Source organism: Streptomyces sp. Mut1 (assembly GCF_030719295.1).
Classification (GTDB): domain Bacteria; phylum Actinomycetota; class Actinomycetes; order Streptomycetales; family Streptomycetaceae; genus Streptomyces; species Streptomyces castrisilvae.
The window spans coordinates 2,354,611-2,370,384 of sequence record NZ_CP120997.1; the positions used below are offsets into that span (position 1 = coordinate 2,354,611).

12 protein-coding genes are annotated in these 15,774 nt (G+C 70.3%); 1 reads left to right on the forward strand and 11 read right to left on the reverse strand.

Annotated features, from left to right (window positions below; genetic code table 11):
- Positions 1 to 10: 10 nt before the first annotated feature.
- From P8A18_RS10090 to P8A18_RS10135, 10 genes are all read right to left on the reverse strand, one after another.
- A complete protein-coding gene (locus P8A18_RS10090) occupies positions 11 to 1,534 on the reverse strand; it encodes a CYTH and CHAD domain-containing protein (RefSeq protein ID WP_306053549.1) in 1,524 nt (507 codons plus the stop codon).
- A gap of 31 nt (positions 1,535 to 1,565) precedes the next feature.
- Positions 1,566 to 2,756: a rod shape-determining protein RodA gene (gene rodA / locus P8A18_RS10095; protein ID WP_306053551.1), complete on the reverse strand. Its 1,191-nt coding sequence runs from the start codon at positions 2,754 to 2,756 to the stop codon at positions 1,566 to 1,568.
- On the reverse strand, positions 2,756 to 4,921 hold the full coding sequence (gene mrdA, locus P8A18_RS10100) for a penicillin-binding protein 2 (RefSeq protein WP_306053552.1): 2,166 nt from the start codon (positions 4,919 to 4,921) through the stop codon (positions 2,756 to 2,758). Before mrdA ends, rodA begins: the two co-directional genes overlap by 1 nt.
- Before the next feature lie 49 nt (positions 4,922 to 4,970).
- Positions 4,971 to 5,636, reverse strand: coding sequence for a rod shape-determining protein MreD (mreD, locus tag P8A18_RS10105; RefSeq protein WP_306053554.1), 666 nt, complete (start codon positions 5,634 to 5,636; stop codon positions 4,971 to 4,973).
- 11 nt (positions 5,637 to 5,647) lie between these two features.
- Positions 5,648 to 6,682 carry a rod shape-determining protein MreC gene (gene mreC / locus P8A18_RS10110; protein ID WP_306053556.1) on the reverse strand — a complete coding sequence of 345 codons (1,035 nt, stop codon included), beginning with the start codon at positions 6,680 to 6,682 and terminating at the stop codon, positions 5,648 to 5,650.
- Between the two features lie 98 nt (positions 6,683 to 6,780).
- Complete coding sequence (locus P8A18_RS10115; RefSeq protein ID WP_018551591.1) at positions 6,781 to 7,800, reverse strand: rod shape-determining protein; 1,020 nt, start codon at positions 7,798 to 7,800, stop codon at positions 6,781 to 6,783.
- A gap of 293 nt (positions 7,801 to 8,093) precedes the next feature.
- Positions 8,094 to 8,507 (reverse strand): nucleoside-diphosphate kinase, encoded by a 414-nt coding sequence (gene ndk / locus P8A18_RS10120; RefSeq protein WP_018551590.1) that lies wholly within the window; start codon positions 8,505 to 8,507, stop codon positions 8,094 to 8,096.
- 102 nt (positions 8,508 to 8,609) lie between these two features.
- Positions 8,610 to 8,966, reverse strand: coding sequence for a DUF4233 domain-containing protein (locus tag P8A18_RS10125; RefSeq protein WP_306053557.1), 357 nt, complete (start codon positions 8,964 to 8,966; stop codon positions 8,610 to 8,612).
- 3 nt (positions 8,967 to 8,969) lie between these two features.
- Positions 8,970 to 10,493 carry a bifunctional tetrahydrofolate synthase/dihydrofolate synthase gene (folC, locus tag P8A18_RS10130; protein ID WP_306053558.1) on the reverse strand — a complete coding sequence of 508 codons (1,524 nt, stop codon included), beginning with the start codon at positions 10,491 to 10,493 and terminating at the stop codon, positions 8,970 to 8,972.
- 113 nt (positions 10,494 to 10,606) lie between these two features.
- Positions 10,607 to 13,228: a valine--tRNA ligase gene (locus tag P8A18_RS10135; protein ID WP_306053559.1), complete on the reverse strand. Its 2,622-nt coding sequence runs from the start codon at positions 13,226 to 13,228 to the stop codon at positions 10,607 to 10,609.
- Positions 13,229 to 13,367: 139 nt separating this feature from the next.
- Between P8A18_RS10135 and P8A18_RS10140 the strand changes: the two genes are divergently transcribed.
- Positions 13,368 to 14,378: a hypothetical protein gene (locus tag P8A18_RS10140; protein ID WP_306053561.1), complete on the forward strand. Its 1,011-nt coding sequence runs from the start codon at positions 13,368 to 13,370 to the stop codon at positions 14,376 to 14,378.
- A 72-nt stretch (positions 14,379 to 14,450) separates the two neighbouring features.
- On the opposite strand, the gene clpX is transcribed toward P8A18_RS10140, so the two are convergent.
- The gene (gene clpX / locus P8A18_RS10145) at positions 14,451 to 15,749 is read right to left on the reverse strand and encodes an ATP-dependent Clp protease ATP-binding subunit ClpX (protein WP_018103185.1); all 1,299 of its coding nucleotides are present in this window, start codon (positions 15,747 to 15,749) and stop codon (positions 14,451 to 14,453) included.
- Between the last annotated feature and the right edge of the window lie 25 nt (positions 15,750 to 15,774).

Here is a 15,774-nt window from a genome sequence, read left to right on the forward strand (position 1 = left end):
ACCGCGCTGCTCAGCCTCCGGACGCCCGCCGGACGTCCGTCCGGGCCGCTCGGCGCCAGGCCTTCGGCAGCGCGCGCTCGGCCTCCCGGGCCGCCGCCTCCTCCCGCCCGTACAGCAGTCCCCAGGTGAACGACGGCTCCCCCGCGCCCTGCGCCCGGACCGCCAGGGCGCGCAGGGTCTCGCGGGCGACCACGCCGTCCCGGTGGTCGCCGAGGAGGCTCTGTACGGCCTTCAGCCGCTTGACGGACTTCTTGGCGGGCTTCCCGAGCGCGGGCCGGGCCGCCTCCGCCGCGTACCGGGCGCGTTTGGCCGCCTTGCGGGCGCGGTGCAGGGCGGCGTCGCGGTCCGGCCCCGGGGGCAGTGCGCGGGCGTGCGCGACGCGGGCGGCGAGGCGCTTGTGGTCCTTGTGGACGGCGCGGGCCAGCTCCTCGCCGGGCGCGGCGGCGGCCGCCGGCAGCAGGGGCGGCTGTGCGAGGAGCCGTTCCAGGGCGCGCAGCAGCGCCAGGTAGCGCGCGGAGTCCAGGACGGCGGCCGTGCGCCGGCGCGAGCCGCCGCGCCCCGCCACGGACCACAGTCTCAGCCGGGCCCGGACCGGCCCGAGGACCAGGGCGCGGGGCAGCTCGTCCAGCCGGGCGCGCAGCCGGGCGTCCAGCACCTCCTGGTCCCGGTCGACGCCCAGCTCGGCCGCGAGCCACTTCAGCTCGGTGCCGAGGGGGCGGGTGGCCTCGCGGTCCAGGACGCGGCGGTACGTGCGCAGGGCGCTGCGCAGCCGCCGGGTGGCGACGCGCATCCTGTGCACGGAGTCGGGCAGCCCCCGCCGCACGGCCGGGTCGAGCGCGACGATCGCCTCGGCATGACGGCGTACGTAGGCGAGGACGTGGTCGCCCGCGGTGCGCGGCTCGGCCGGCTCGTCCTCCCGGGGCAGCGTGGCGTCGGGCGCCGTCTCGGCCAGCGCGCGGGCGAGTTCGGAGGGGGCGGCGGAGGGCCGGATGCCGGCCTCCTCAAGCGCGCGCCCGACGGTGCCGAGGAAGGCGGGGTCGCCGTCGTCGGCGAGTTCGACCTCGATCTCGGTCCAGGTGGCGGTGCGGTCGCCGCCGTGCAGCCGCTCGGCGTGGACCTCGTCGACGCCGAGTTCGGCGAGCGGCGTGCCGTCCGGTCCGGTGAGCACGTGGACGTCGCGGGCGGAGCGCAGCCGGACCACGGGGACGACGGAGGCGCCCAGGACGCGGGAGCGGATCAGCGCGGCGAGGCGGGGCGGCGGGGTGTCGGAGAGCGGAGCGCGGATCTCGTCGCGGACGCCCGCGGCGACCGGGAGCTTGAGGTGCCAGCCGGCGTCCGGGCCGCCGGTGCGGCGGCGCAGGGTGAGGTGGCCGGCGGCGAGGCGGAGGTCCTCGGTGTCGTAGTACACGGCGTCGAGTTCCATGAGGCCCTCGTGGCGGACCTCCCCGACCCCGGCCACCCGGCTCAGGTCGGGCAGCCGGGTGGCGTCGGTGGCTTCGTACTTCCGCTCGATCTCGCGCCTGGAGTCCGCCATGTACCGAATCTACGCGCCGCCGGGTGACCGCTCAGGCCGTTATCGGCCGTTGCACCCGGATCGACTGGAGCAGCCCGATGGCCACCCAGACCGCGAACATCGAGGAGCCGCCGTAGGAGACGAACGGCAGCGGGAGACCCGCGACCGGCATGATGCCGAGCGTCATGCCGATGTTCTCGAAGGACTGGAAGGCGAACCAGGCGATGATCCCGGCGGCGACGATCGTGCCGTACAGCTCGGTGGTCTCGCGGGCGATGCGGCAGGCACGCCACAGGACGACGCCGAGCAGGACCAGGATGAGCCCGGCACCGAGGAAGCCCAGCTCCTCACCGGCGACCGTGAAGACGAAGTCGGTCTGCTGCTCGGGGACGAACTGCCCGGTGGTCTGGGTGCCCTGGAAGAGGCCGGTGCCGTGCAGGCCGCCGGAGCCGATCGCGATGCGCGCCTGGTTGGTGTTGTAGCCGACGCCGGCCGGGTCGAGCGCCGGGTTGGCGAAGGCGGCGAACCGGGCGATCTGGTAGTCGTCGAGCAGCCCGAGCTGCCAGACGGCGACCGCCCCGGCCACCCCCGTGCCGAGAAGTCCGAAGACCCAGCGGTTGGAGGCGCCGGACGCCAGGAGCGCCCCGAGCACGATGACGACCATGACCATCACGGAGCCGAGGTCCGGCATCCCCATGACGACGATCATGGGCAGCGCCGCCAGGGCGAGGGCCTTGGCGACGGTCCGGTGGTCGGGGTGCAGCTGGTCGCCCGCGTCGACGCGGGCGGCGAGCAGCATCGCCATGCCCAGGATGATGGTGATCTTGGTGAACTCGGAGGGCTGGAGGGAGAACCCGCCCGGCAGCAGGATCCAGGCGTGGGCGCCGTTGACGGTGGCGCCCAGCGGGGTGAGGACCGCCATCACGAGGAGCACGGACAGCCCGTACAGGACCGGCACCGCGCCGCGCAGCGTGCGGTGGCCGAGCCAGATCGTGCCGATCATCAGCGCGATGCCGATGCCGGTGTTGAGGGCGTGCCGGAACAGGAAGTAGTACGGGTCGCCGTGGGTCAGCGAGTCGCGTCCCCGGGTCGCCGACCAGACGAGCAGCGAGCCGATGAAGGAGAGCGCGATCGCCGATCCCAGCAGCGGCCAGTCGAGCCGGCGCACGAGCGAGTCGCGTGCGACGAGCCGGCCCCAGGTGGAGCGCTCGGGGGCGTAGCGCTGGACGGAGAAGCCGGCCATCAGTCGCGCCTCCCGAGGACCGCGGCGAGCGTCTGCTCGGTGGCCGGGTTCTGCGAGGCGGGGTTGTACGGCTTGATCGTCGGGGCGTCGATGGTGCCGTCCGTCCCGATCTTCGGCAGCCCCTTCTGGGGCGTCGGCAGGAGGGCCTTCTTGAGGTCCTGCTTGCCGGTGGCGTCGAGGCCGTAGAGCGCGTTGTAGATGTTGCGGACGGCGGGCCCGGACGCGCCGGAACCCGTACCGCCCTGGGAGATCGTCATGACGACCGTGTAGTCCTTGGTGTACGTGGCGAACCAGGAGGTCGTCTGCTTGCCGTAGACCTCGGCGGTACCCGTCTTGGCGTGCATCGGGATCTTGTCCTGCGGCCAGCCGCCGAATCGCCAGGCGGCGGAGCCGCGGGTCGCGACACCCGCGAGGGCTTCGTCTATCTCGTTGCGCGTCTTCCGGGTGAAGGGCAGCTTGCCGTGCGACTTGGGCTCGATCTTCTGGACGGTCTTGCCGTCGCCGCTGACGATCGCCTTGCCGACAGTGGGGTCGTAGAGCGTGCCGCCGTTGGAGATGGCCGCGTAGATGGTGGCCATCTGGATCGGGGTGACGAGGGTGTCGCCCTGGCCGATCGAGTAGTTCACGGAGTCACCGGCGCGCATCTTGTCGCCTTCGAGGCAGTTCTCGTAGGCGATCTTCTCGACGTACGTGCCGTCCTTCTTGCCCTGCTTGCACCAGGAGTCGTGGTTGGCCGCCGCGAAGTCCTTCTTCCACTGGCGGTCCGGGACGCGGCCGCTGACCTCGTTGGGGAGGTCGATGCCGGTCTCCTTGCCGAGGCCGAACTGGTGGGCGGTCTTGTAGAACCAGTCGTTGGGGTTCTTCTTGGGGTTGTTGCCGCCGTCCTTCTGCCACTCCTTGTGCGCGATGCCGTAGTACACGGTGTCGCAGGAGACCTCCAGAGCGCGGCCGATGGTGATGTTGCCGTAGCCCTGGGACTCGAAGTTCTTGAAGGTCTGGCCGCCGATGGAGTACGAGCTGGGGCAGGGGTAGTTGCCGTCGAAGGGGTATCCGGCGTTGACCGCGGCGGTCGAGGAGATGACCTTGAAGATGGAGCCGGGGGCGGCCTGGCCCTGGATGGCCCGGTTCAGCAGCGGGAAGTTGCTGTTCTTGCCGGTGAGCTTGGCGTAGTCCTTGGCGGAGATGCCGCCGACCCAGGAGTTGGGGTCGTAGTTGGGCAGGGAGGCCATGGAGACGACCCGGCCGGTCTTGGCCTCCATGACGACGACGGCGCCGGAGTCCGCCTTGTAGTTCTCGCCGGTGTTGGTGTCGAACTCCTTGCGGGCCGCCTTCATGGCCTCGTTGAGCTCGTACTCGGCGACGGCCTGGACGCGGGCGTCGATGGAGGTGACGACGCTGGCGCCGGCCTCCGCCTCGTCGTTCTTGGCCTGGCCGATGACCCGGCCGAGGTTGTCGACCTCGTAGCGGGTGACGCCCGCCTTGCCGCGCAGCTCCTTGTCGTACGTGCGCTCCAGGCCGGAGCGGCCGACCATGTCGGAGCGCAGGTAGGGCGATTCGCTGTCCTGGGCCTTGGTGATCTCCTCGTCGGTGACGGGCGAGAGGTAGCCGAGGACCTGGGCGGTGTTGGCCTTGCCGGGTGCGGCGTAGCGGCGCACTGCGGTGGGTTCGGCGGTGATGCCGGGGAAGTCCTCGGCGCGTTCGCGGATGGTCAGGGCCTGCTGGGTGGTGGCCTCGTCGGTGACCGGGATCGGCTGGTAGGGCGAACCGTTCCAGCAGGGCTGCGGGGTCTTGGCGTCGCAGAGCCGGACCTTGTCGAAGACGTCCTTCGGCTTCATGTCGAGCACGCCGGCGAGCCGGGTCAGCACGGCCTTGCCGTCGTCGGCCATCTTCAGCAGGTCGGTGCGGCTGGCGGAGACGACGAGGCGGGTCTCGTTGTCGGCCAGCGGCACGCCGCGCGCGTCGAGGATGGAGCCTCGGGCCGCGGGCTGGACGACCTGCTGGACGTGGTTGTTCTTCGCCTCGTCGGAGTACTCCTGGCCGTTGCGGATCTGGAGGTACCAGAGGCGGCCGCCGAGGGTGAGCAGCAGGGAGAAGACGAGGACCTGGATGACGATGAGACGGATCTGGACCCGCTGCGTCCGGCCCGTCTCGGGAATGTTGCTCACGGGGCGCCTCCCGTCGTGGTCCGGGGGTCGTGCCCCGGGGAACGCAGCCTCACAGTCGCTTGACTCCCTTGATCCGTCCGGCGCGTGCCGCCCGGTTGCGGGCCGCCTTCACGCGCAGTCCGCCGCGCTGGCTGCCGATCCGCAGCCCGGTGCCCGCCGCGAGCCAGCCGGCCGCCACGTCACCGCGGCCGGAGGAGGACTCGGTGACGGGGTCGTTCACCGTACGTCTGGCCAGCGCCATGATCAGCGGCACCGTGAAGGGCGCGAGGAGCAGGTCGTAGACGGCGGCGGTGAACAGCAGACTGCCCAGGCCCACATGGCGGGCCGCCGTGTCGCCGACCAGGGCGCCGACGCCCGCGTACAGCAGGGTCGAGCCGATCGCGGCCGCGACGACCACGGCCATCGGCAGGAAGGCCGACCTGAGCTGCCCGTTCTCCGGCCGGGCGAGGCCCGCGAGGTAGCCGATGACACAGAGCACCAGGGCGTAGCGCCCGGCGGCGTGGTCGGCGGGGGGCGCCAGGTCGGCGAGGAGACCCGCGCCGAAGCCGATGAGGGCGCCGCTGACGTGCCCGTACACGAAGGCCAGGCCGAGGACGACCATGAGCAGCAGGTCGGGCACGGCACCGGGCAGCTGGAGCCGGGCCAGTACGGACACCTGGACGACGAGGGCGAAGACGACCAGAACGATGGAGAGCAGGGTCCGGTTGACGTGCATGGGGATCAGCTCTACCTCTGTTCGTTGACCGCGTTGTCGGCGTTCGGCGTGGCGTTTTCGCTGGGGTCCGGGCTGGGGCTCTCGTGGATGTTGCCCACGACGTTGCCCTCGGTGTCGACGATGTCGCCGTTGGGCGAGATGGTGACGGTGACGGTCGGGGTGGGCTTCGGCTTCGCGGACGCCTTCGGCTTCTTCGGCAGGACCATGTCGCGGGGGTCCTCGCGCGGTGCCTGGACGACGACGCCGACGATGTCGAGCTTGGTGAAGCCGACGTACGGGCGGACGTAGACGGTACGGGTGAGGTCACCGCCGGACGGGTCGACCCGGACGACCTCGCCGACCGGGACGCCGGGCACGAACGGCTTGTCCTTGCTGGAGCCGAAGGTGACGAGCCGGTCGCCCTTCTTGACCTTGGCCTTGCCGTTCAGGAACTGCACGGACAGCGGGCGCGAGCCCTGGCCGGTGGCGAACCCCAGTTCGTCGGTGGACTCCATCCGGGTGCCGACGGTGAAGTCGGGGTCGTTGGCGAGGAGTACCGTCGCGGTGTCCGGGCCGACGGTGGTGACGCGGCCGACGAGCCCGTCCCCGTTGAGTACGGTCATGTCGCGCTTGAGGCCGTCCTTGGAGCCCGCGTCGATGGTGACCGTCCAGGAGAAGCCCTGGGCCGCTCCTATGGCGATGACCTCGGCGGCCTTGATGCCGTACTGGCCGGTGGCCGACTTCTTCAGCATCTTGTCCAGCTCGCGGACCCGGCTGCGGTTGCGGGCGTCGCTGCCGAGTTCGGCCTTCAGCTCGGCGTTCTGCTTCTCCAGCGCGGCGATCTTGTCGTGCCGGGCGCCGGAGGCGCGCACCGCTCCTATGGCGTTGCCCACCGGGTCGACCGCCGACGCCACACCGTTCTCCACGGGGCCGAAGACCGTGGCGGCGGCCTGCCGGGCACCGTCCACCGGTGACTCCTCACCGCCGCGGATGTCCACCGTGATCAGTGCGAATGCGATGGCGATCAGCAGCACCAGGAGCAGCCGGCTCTCTCGTGTGTCCCTCACGTGCGGCGGCCGTGCCTTCCTCGTAGGAATGTTCGTGCCTGTATATCAACGATCCCCCGCGCGGAACGGCAGCGTCCGCGCGGAGGGTCGTGGGGTCACTACCGTCGGGGCTGGGCGTCCAGCACCTGCTGGAGCGCCTCGAACTCCTCGACGCACTTGCCGGAGCCGAGCGCGACCGAGTCCAGCGGGTCCTCGGCGATGTGGATCGGCATGCCCGTCTCGTGACGGAGCCGCTCATCGAGGCCGCGCAGCAGCGCGCCGCCGCCGGTGAGGACGATGCCGCGGTCCATGACGTCGCCGGACAGCTCCGGCGGGCACTTGTCGAGGGTCGTCTTGACCGCGTCGACGATCGCGTTGACCGGCTCCTCGATCGCCTTGCGGACCTCGGTCGCGGAGATGACCACGGTCTTGGGCAGGCCCGAGACGAGGTCGCGGCCGCGGATCTCGGTGTGCTCGTCCTTCTCCAGATCGAACGCCGAACCGATGGTGATCTTGATCTGTTCGGCGGAGCGCTCACCGAGGAGGAGCGAGTACTCCTTCTTGATGTGCTGGATGATCGCGTTGTCCAGCTCGTCACCGGCGACCCGGATGGACTGGGCGGTGACGATGCCGCCGAGCGAGATCACCGCGACCTCGGTGGTGCCGCCGCCGATGTCCACGACCATGTTGCCGGTGGCCTCGTGGACCGGGAGGCCCGAGCCGATGGCCGCCGCCATGGGCTCCTCGATGATGTGCACCTGGCGGGCGCCGGCCTGGGTCGAGGCCTCGATCACGGCGCGTCGCTCGACCCCGGTGATGCCGGAGGGCACGCAGACCACGACCCGGGGGCGGGCCAGGTAGCGGCGCTTGTGGATCTTCAGGATGAAGTAGCGGAGCATCCGCTCCGTGATCTCGAAGTCGGCGATCACGCCGTCCTTCAGGGGCCGTACGGCAACGATGTTGCCCGGCGTACGGCCGATCATCTTCTTGGCCTCGGCGCCGACCGCCAGAATTCCGCCGGTGTTGGTGTTGATGGCCACGACGGACGGCTCGTTCAGAACGATGCCGCGCCCCCTGACGTACACCAGCGTGTTGGCAGTCCCGAGGTCGATAGCCATGTCACGGCCGATGAACGACATTGAGTTCCCCTTGTTCCCCATGAGGATGCGTCGGGCCTTCCCAAGCGAAAGCGTTGATGGCTTGTTTTGGTAGGCGAGATGAGCGCTGCGGGCGTGGAAGGTTCCATCGTAGTGCCGGATGCACCGACACAGCGCGAGGGTCCGCCGCCTTGCTGGGCAGAACGGGTGGCCGTTCCACTCATGGTGACGTTACGTCGCAGGGATGCGTTCCCGCGATCGGGGACCCTATGCCGAAGGGCGACCGAATTACTTCGGTCGCCCCAGGTCATGAGCGCTGTTCGGCTGAGTGCGGCTCAGGAAAGTCCGGGAAAGAACAGCTTCATTTCCCGCTCCGCGGACTCCTCGGAGTCCGAGGCGTGGATGAGGTTCTCCCGGGTGATCGTGCCGAAGTCACCGCGGATCGAGCCGGGCGCGGCGGCGATCGGGTCGGTGGGGCCGGCCAGGGCGCGGACGCCCTCGATGATCCGCTCGCCCTCGGCCACCAGGGCGACGACCGGACCGGACTGCATGAACTCCATCAGCGGCTCGTAGAACGGGCGGCCCACGTGCTCCGCGTAGTGCTGCTCCAGCGTGCCGCGGTCCAGCGTACGCAGCTCCAGCGCCGTGATCTTCCAGCCGGCCTTGCGCTCGATGCGCCCGACGATCTCGCCGACCAGGCCGCGACGGACGGCGTCGGGCTTGAGAAGGACGAGGGTGCGCTGGGTCATGTGCGGCTCCTTGCAGGCATACGGGTGCGGTGAGGCGAGATTACAGGGGCGGGGCGGCGGGCCATCGGCCGGGTTTGCCGTGGCTCCCGCCCCGGGGCGGGGTCAGCTCGCGGCGGGCGCCTCGGCCTCCGCCTGGGCCGCCCACCGGGCCTTCACCGCGTCGATCCGGCGGCCGTAGTGCACCGAGGCCCACCACAGCGCGCCGAAGGCCACGCCGAGGATGAACATCGTCGGCACCACGAAGCCGCTCGCGACCAGGGCGATCTGGAGCGCCCAGCCGAGCTGGACGCCCCCCGGCCGGGTGATCATCCCGCACAGCAGCACGGAGAACAGCATCCCGATGCCGCAGACCGTCCAGACCGTGGCGTTCGTCAGGTCGTCGGACTTCATCGCGACGAGTCCGGCGAACCCGATCACGAAGAACTCGCCGATCAGCGTCGAAGCACAGAGCGTGCGCATGGGTCAGCGCCTTCCCAGAAGCAGCCGGGCCTCGCCGACCGTGATCACGGAACCGGTCACCAGCACCCCGGCGCCCGCGTACTCGTCCTCTTCCTCGGCGAGGGTGATCGCCGCCTCCAGCGCGTCGTCGAGCCGGGGTTCGACCTGCACCCGGTCGTGGCCGAAGACCTCGACGGCGACGGCCGCGAGCGCGTCGGCGTCCATCGCCCGCGCGGTGGAATTCTGGGTGACGACGACCTCGGCGAAGATCGGCTCGAAGGCTTCGAGCAGCCCCCGCACGTCCTTGTCGCCGCTGGCACCGACCACCCCGATCAGCCGGGAGAAGCCGAACGCCTCGGAGAGGCCGTCGGCGGTGGCGCGGGCGCCGGCCGGGTTGTGCGCGGCGTCCAGGACGACCGTGGGGCTGGAGCGGACGACTTCGAGGCGGCCGGGCGAGATCACCGAGGCGAACGCCCTGCGCACGATGTCCGCGTCCAGCGAACCGGCCTGCTCCGCGCCGATGCCGAAGAACGCCTCGACCGCGCAGAGCGCCACCACCGCGTTGTGCGCCTGGTGGGCGCCGTACAGCGGGAGGAAGACGTCCGTGTACTCACCGCCGAGGCCGCGCAGCGTCAGCAGCTGGCCGCCGACCGCGATCTCCCGGGAGACCACGCCGAATTCCATGCCCTCGCGGGCCACGGTGGCGTCGACCTCGACGGCCTTCTTCAGCATCACCTGGGCGGCGTCCACGGGCTGCTGGGAGAGGATGACCGTGGCGCCCTGCTTGATGATCCCGGCCTTCTCCGTCGCGATCTCGCCGGGCGTGGAGCCCAGGCGGTCGGTGTGGTCCAGCGAGATGGGGGTGACGACGGCGACCGTCGCGTCGATCACGTTGGTCGCGTCCCAGGTGCCGCCCATGCCGACCTCGACCACGGCGACGTCCACCGGCGCGTCGGCGAAGGCCGCGTACGCCATGCCGGTGAGCACCTCGAAGAACGACAGCCGGTAGGGCTGCTGGGCGTCGACCATCTCGACGTACGGCTTGACGTCCTCGTACGTGGAGATGAACCGCTCCGGGTCCATCGGCGCGCCGTCCAGGCTGATCCGCTCGGTGATCGACTGGACGTGCGGCGAGGTGTAGCGGCCGGTGCGCAGGTCGAAGGCGCCGAGCAGGGCCTCGATCATGCGGGCGGTGCTCGTCTTGCCGTTGGTGCCGGTGATGTGGATCGAGGGGTACGCGCGCTGCGGCTCGCCGAGCACGTCCATCAGCGCGGCGATGCGCGTCACGGACGGCTCCAGCTTGGTCTCGCCCCAGCGCCCGGCGAGCTCCTGCTCCACCGCGCGCAGCGCCTTGTCCACCTCCGGGTCGGCGGGGCGGGCGGGGATCTCGTCACCGCGGGGCGGCCCCGAGGCGGCGCGCAGCGTGCGGCTCCCCGCCTCGATCACCGCCAGGTCGGGGTCGCGCTGGGTCGCTTCGTCGACGATCTCCGCGAAGGTGTCGTCGGGATCGGACGCGTCGGGCCGGTCGGAAGGGCGGGGCTCACTCACGGGGCCAGTCTACGGATGGGCACCGACAACGTGCGCAGCCGCCCGGGGACCGGACACGGCGAGGCCCCCGCACCCCTCGGACGAGGAGGACGGGGGCCTCGCGGCGGTGTGTCTCAGGCCTGCGGCAGGGTCGCCAGCTGGCCGGTGATCCGCTCGATGTCGGCCTCGGCCTTGGTGAGCCGGCCGCGGATCTTGTCGACCACGTTGTCCGGGGCCTTGGCGAGGAACGCCTCGTTGCCGAGCTTGCCCTCGGCCTGGCCCTTCTCCTTGCGGGCCGCCTCCAGGTCCTTCGTCAGCCGCTTGCGCTCGGCGCCGACGTCGATCGTGCCGGACAGGTCCAGCGCGACGGTCGCCCCGGCGACGGGCAGCGACGCGGTGGCGTGGAAGCCGTCACCGGCCGGCTGGAGCCGGAGCAGCTGCCGCATCGCCGTCTCGTGCGGGGCGAGCGGGGTGCCGGTCAGGGTCAGCTCGGCCGGAACCTTCTGGCCGGGCTGGAGGCCCTGGTCGGAGCGGAAGCGGCGGACCTCGGTGACGACCTGCTGGACGAGCTCGATCTCCCGCTCGGCCGCCTCGTCGCGGAAGCCCGAGTCCTTCGGCCAGTCGGCGATGACGACGGACTCGCGGCCGGTGAGCGCGGTCCACAGGGTCTCGGTGACGAAGGGGACGACGGGGTGCAGCAGGCGCAGCATCACGTCGAGGACCTCGCCCAGGACCCGGCCGGAGACCTCGGCCGGGCGGCCGCCGCCGAAGAACGTGGTCTTGGACAGCTCGACGTACCAGTCGAAGACCTCGTCCCAGGCGAAGTGCCGCAGCGACTCGCTGAGCTTGGAGAACTGGTAGTCGTCGTAGTAGGAGTCGACCTCGGCCACCGTCTTGTTGAGCCGGGACAGGATCCAGCGGTCGGTGACCGACATCTCGTCGGCCGACGGCAGCTCGCCCTCGATCGTCGCGCCGTTCATCAGGGCGAAGCGGGTGGCGTTCCAGATCTTGTTGGAGAACTTGGCGGAGCCCTGGACCCAGTCCTCGCCGATCGGGACGTCGGTGCCCGGGTTGGCGCCGCGCGCGAGGGTGAAGCGCAGCGCGTCGGAGCCGTACTTGTCCATCCAGTCCAGCGGGTTGACGACGTTGCCGAAGGACTTCGACATCTTCTTGCCGTGCTCGTCGCGGACCATGCCGTGCAGGACGATCGTCTCGAACGGCGGGACGCCGTCGTTGATGTACAGGCCGAACATCATCATCCGGGCGACCCAGAAGAAGAGGATGTCGTAGCCGGTGACCAGGACGGAGTTCGGGTAGAACTTCGCGAGGCTGTCGGTCCGTTCGGGCCAGCCGAGCGTGGAGAAGGGCCACAGGCCGGAGGAGAACCAGGTGTCCAGGACATCGCTGTCCTGCGTCCAGCCCTCTCCGGTGGGCGGCTCGTCGTCCGGTCCGACGCAGACCATCTCGCCGTCGGGGCCGTGCCAGACGGGGATGCGGTGGCCCCACCACAGCTGGCGCGAGATGCACCAGTCGTGGAGGTTGTCGACCCAGTCGAAGTACCGCTTCTCCATCTCCTGCGGGTGGATCTTGACCTTGCCGTCGCGGACGGCGTCACCGGCCGCCCGCGCGAGCGGGGCGACCTTGACCCACCACTGCATGGAGAGGCGCGGCTCGACGGTGGTCTTGCAGCGCGAGCAGTGGCCGACGGAGTGGACGTACGGGCGCTTCTCGGCGACGATCCGGCCCTCGGCGCGCAGCGCGGCGACGATGGCGGAGCGGGCCTCCAGCCGGTCCAGTCCCTCGAAGGGGCCGGGGACGGTGATGACCGCGCGCTCGTCGAGGACGGTGAGGAACGGCAGGTCGTGGCGCTGCCCGATCTCGAAGTCGTTCGGGTCGTGGGCGGGCGTGACCTTCACGGCACCGGTGCCGAACGAGGGGTCGACGTGGTGGTCGGCGACGACCGGGATCGTGCGGTCGGTCAGTGGCAGCTTGATCCGCTTGCCGACGAGGTGCCTGTACCGCTCGTCGTCGGGGTGGACGGCGACGGCGGTGTCACCGAGCATCGTCTCGGCGCGGGTGGTGGCGACGACGATGATCTCCTCGCCCTCGCCGTACGTCATGGAGACGAGTTCGCCGTCGTCCTCCTGGTACTCGACCTCGATGTCCGAGATCGCGGTGAGGCAGCGCGGGCACCAGTTGACGATGCGCTCGCGGCGGTAGATCAGCTCGTCGTCGTACATCCGCTTGAAGATGGTCTGGACGGCCTTGGACAGGCCCTCGTCCATCGTGAAGCGCTCGCGGGACCAGGCGACGCCCTCACCGAGGCGGCGCATCTGGCCGGAGATCTGGCCGCCCGACTCGTTCTTCCACTGCCAGACACGCTCGACGAAGGCCTCCCGGCCCAGGTCGTGGCGGGACTTCCCCTCCTTGCCGAGCTCGCGCTCGACGACGTTCTGGGTGGCGATGCCGGCGTGGTCCATGCCCGGCTGGTACAGCGCCTCGAAGCCCTGCATGCGCTTGCGGCGGACGAGGGCGTCGATCAGCGTGTGCTCGAAGGCGTGGCCCAGGTGCAGGGAACCGGTGACGTTGGGCGGCGGGATGACGATGGAGTACGGCGGCTTGTCGCTGTGCTCGTCCGCCTCGAAGTACCCGCGCTCCACCCAGCGCTCGTACAGCTTCCCCTCTACCTCGGCCGGCGTGTACTGGGTCGGCAGTTCGGGGTTGCTGGCTGGCTGCTGCGCTGGGTTCTCGGTCACGCGGACAGTTTAGAGCCGTCACAGTCATGCACTGAAACCGGTTTGTTCCGTAACGGTGTGCCTCCCGGTGGTCCGTGCCCGCAGGGCTTCCGTCAGGATGTTCGGAACGCGTAAGCATCACGAACAGGGGACACCGCAGATGAGCTACAACCAGCCGGGCCCGTACGGTGGCCAGCCGCCGCAGGGCCAGCCCGGACCGTACGGCCAGCAGCCCCCCACGCCCCCGTACGGCCAGCCCCCGCAGGGGCAGCCCCAGGGGCAGCCCGGCTACGGCTACCCGCAGCAGGCCCCCCAGGGCGTCCCGCCCCAGCAGCAGCCCCAGCCCGGTTACGGCTACCCGCAGGCCCAGCAGCCCGGACCGTACGGCCAGCAGCCCCCGACTCCGCCGTACGGCGGCCAGCCGGTCTACGGCCAGCAGCCGGGCTTCCCGGCACCGGAGCCCCCGAAGAAGAAGACCGGCCTGATCGTCGCCGCCGCGGTCGTCGCCCTGGCGGTCGTCGCGGGCGGGGTGTACTACCTGACGTCGGACGGCGGCAGCGCCTCGGTCGCGGACTCCACCAAGGGGTACAAGCTGACGCCGCCGGACGCGGTGGGCGACTACAAGAAGGGCGACGACGCCTCGGACAACAAGTCCGGTCCCCTGACGGGCAAGGACAAGACCGAGGCCGAGGACATGGGCATCAAGTCGCCCACCGAGGCGAGCGCCAGCTACGCCAGCGGGGACATGGAGAAGAACCCGCTCACCACGAAGATGCTCATGCTCAAGGGCCTGTGGGGCCAGGTCGACGACCCGGCGAAGACGGTCGACGCCGCGTTCGCCAGCGCCAAGGAGGAGATGGGCAAGAGCGAGGGCGACGACGACAGCAAGGTCTCGCTCGTCGGCTCGCCCGAGACCGTCAACCCCAAGAACTTCGACGGCGCGCTGATGAAGTGCCAGGTGTTCAAGACCGTCAACGACAAGGCGGACGGCACCGTGCAGAACGGACCCAAGGAGTTGAACACCCCCGTCTGCATCTGGTCCGACTACAGCACGGTCGGCATCGTCATCGCCGTGGACATCGGCGCGGCCATGACCAACAAGAGCATGTCGACCGACGAGGTCGCCGATCTCGCCGCGCAGCTCTACAACACCTCCCGCACCAAGATCTGACCGCGGTACCCCGAAGGGGCGCCCCGCCGGTTCTCCCGGCCGGGCGCCCCTTCGCGCTCGTATCGAGCGGTGCTACGCGGACTTCTCGTGCCGGCCCTCGTCGCCCTTGCCGATCGTGCGCGGCTCGCGCGGAACCAGGGTCGGGTTGACGTTGTTGCGGACCACGTCGGCGGTGATGACGACACGGGCGACGTCCTTGCGGGACGGCACCTCGTACATCACCGACTGGAGGACCTCCTCCATGATCGCGCGCAGGCCGCGCGCGCCGGTCTGGCGCAGGATCGCCTGGTCGGCGATGGCCTCCAGCGCCTCGCGCTCGAAGTCCAGCTCCACGCCGTCGAGTTCGAACAGGCGCTGGTACTGCTTGACCAGGGCGTTGCGCGGCTCGATGAGGATCTGGAGCAGGGCCTCGCGGTCCAGGTTGTGGACCGAGGTCAGGACGGGGAGGCGGCCGATGAACTCGGGAATCATCCCGAACTTCACCAGGTCCTCCGGCATGACCTCCTGGAACTGGTCGCTCGCCTGGATCTCCCGCTTGGAGCGGATCGTGGCGCCGAAGCCGATGCCCTTGGCGCCGGCCCGGGACTCGATGATCTTCTCCAGGCCGGAGAAGGCGCCGCCCACGATGAACAGGACGTTCGTCGTGTCGATCTGGATGAACTCCTGGTGCGGGTGCTTGCGGCCGCCCTGCGGCGGTACGGAGGCGGTGGTGCCCTCCAGGATCTTCAGCAGGGCCTGCTGGACGCCCTCGCCCGAGACATCACGGGTGATCGACGGGTTCTCGCTCTTGCGGGCGACCTTGTCGATCTCGTCGATGTAGATGATCCCGGTCTCGGCCTTCTTGACGTCGTAGTCCGCGGCCTGGATCAGCTTCAGCAGGATGTTCTCGACGTCCTCGCCGACATAGCCGGCCTCCGTCAGCGCCGTCGCGTCCGCGATGGCGAACGGGACGTTGAGCATGCGGGCCAGCGTCTGCGCCAGCAGCGTCTTGCCGGAGCCCGTGGGGCCCAGCAGCAGGATGTTCGACTTGGCGAGCTCGATCGCGTCGTCGCGGCCGGCCCCGCCGCCGTTCTCCCCGGCCTGGACCCGCTTGTAGTGGTTGTACACAGCGACCGAGAGGGCCTTCTTCGCGGGCTCCTGCCCGACGACGTACCCCTCGAGGAACTCGTAGATCTCGCGCGGCTTGGGAAGCTCTTCCCAGCGGACCTCGCTCGTCTCGGCGAGCTCCTCCTCGATGATCTCGTTGCAGAGATCGATGCACTCGTCGCAGATGTACACACCGGGACCCGCGATGAGCTTCTTCACCTGCTTCTGGCTCTTTCCGCAGAACGAGCACTTGAGCAGGTCGCCGCCATCACCGATGCGTGCCACGAGGTGCTTCCCCTTCGCCTGGGAG

What these genes read in the sequence shown, in the direction of transcription:
- P8A18_RS10090 (WP_306053549.1), bottom strand. Translation starts at nt 1,534, where the DNA reads ATGGCGGACTCCAGGCGCGAGATCGAGCGGAAGTACGAAGCCACCGAC.
- rodA (WP_306053551.1), bottom strand. Translation starts at nt 2,756, where the DNA reads ATGGCCGGCTTCTCCGTCCAGCGCTACGCCCCCGAGCGCTCCACCTGG.
- mreD (WP_306053554.1), bottom strand. Translation starts at nt 5,636, where the DNA reads ATGCACGTCAACCGGACCCTGCTCTCCATCGTTCTGGTCGTCTTCGCC.
- P8A18_RS10115 (WP_018551591.1), bottom strand. Translation starts at nt 7,800, where the DNA reads ATGTCGTTCATCGGCCGTGACATGGCTATCGACCTCGGGACTGCCAAC.
- ndk (WP_018551590.1), bottom strand. Translation starts at nt 8,507, where the DNA reads ATGACCCAGCGCACCCTCGTCCTTCTCAAGCCCGACGCCGTCCGTCGC.
- P8A18_RS10125 (WP_306053557.1), bottom strand. Translation starts at nt 8,966, where the DNA reads ATGCGCACGCTCTGTGCTTCGACGCTGATCGGCGAGTTCTTCGTGATC.
- P8A18_RS10140 (WP_306053561.1), top strand. Translation starts at nt 13,368, where the DNA reads ATGAGCTACAACCAGCCGGGCCCGTACGGTGGCCAGCCGCCGCAGGGC.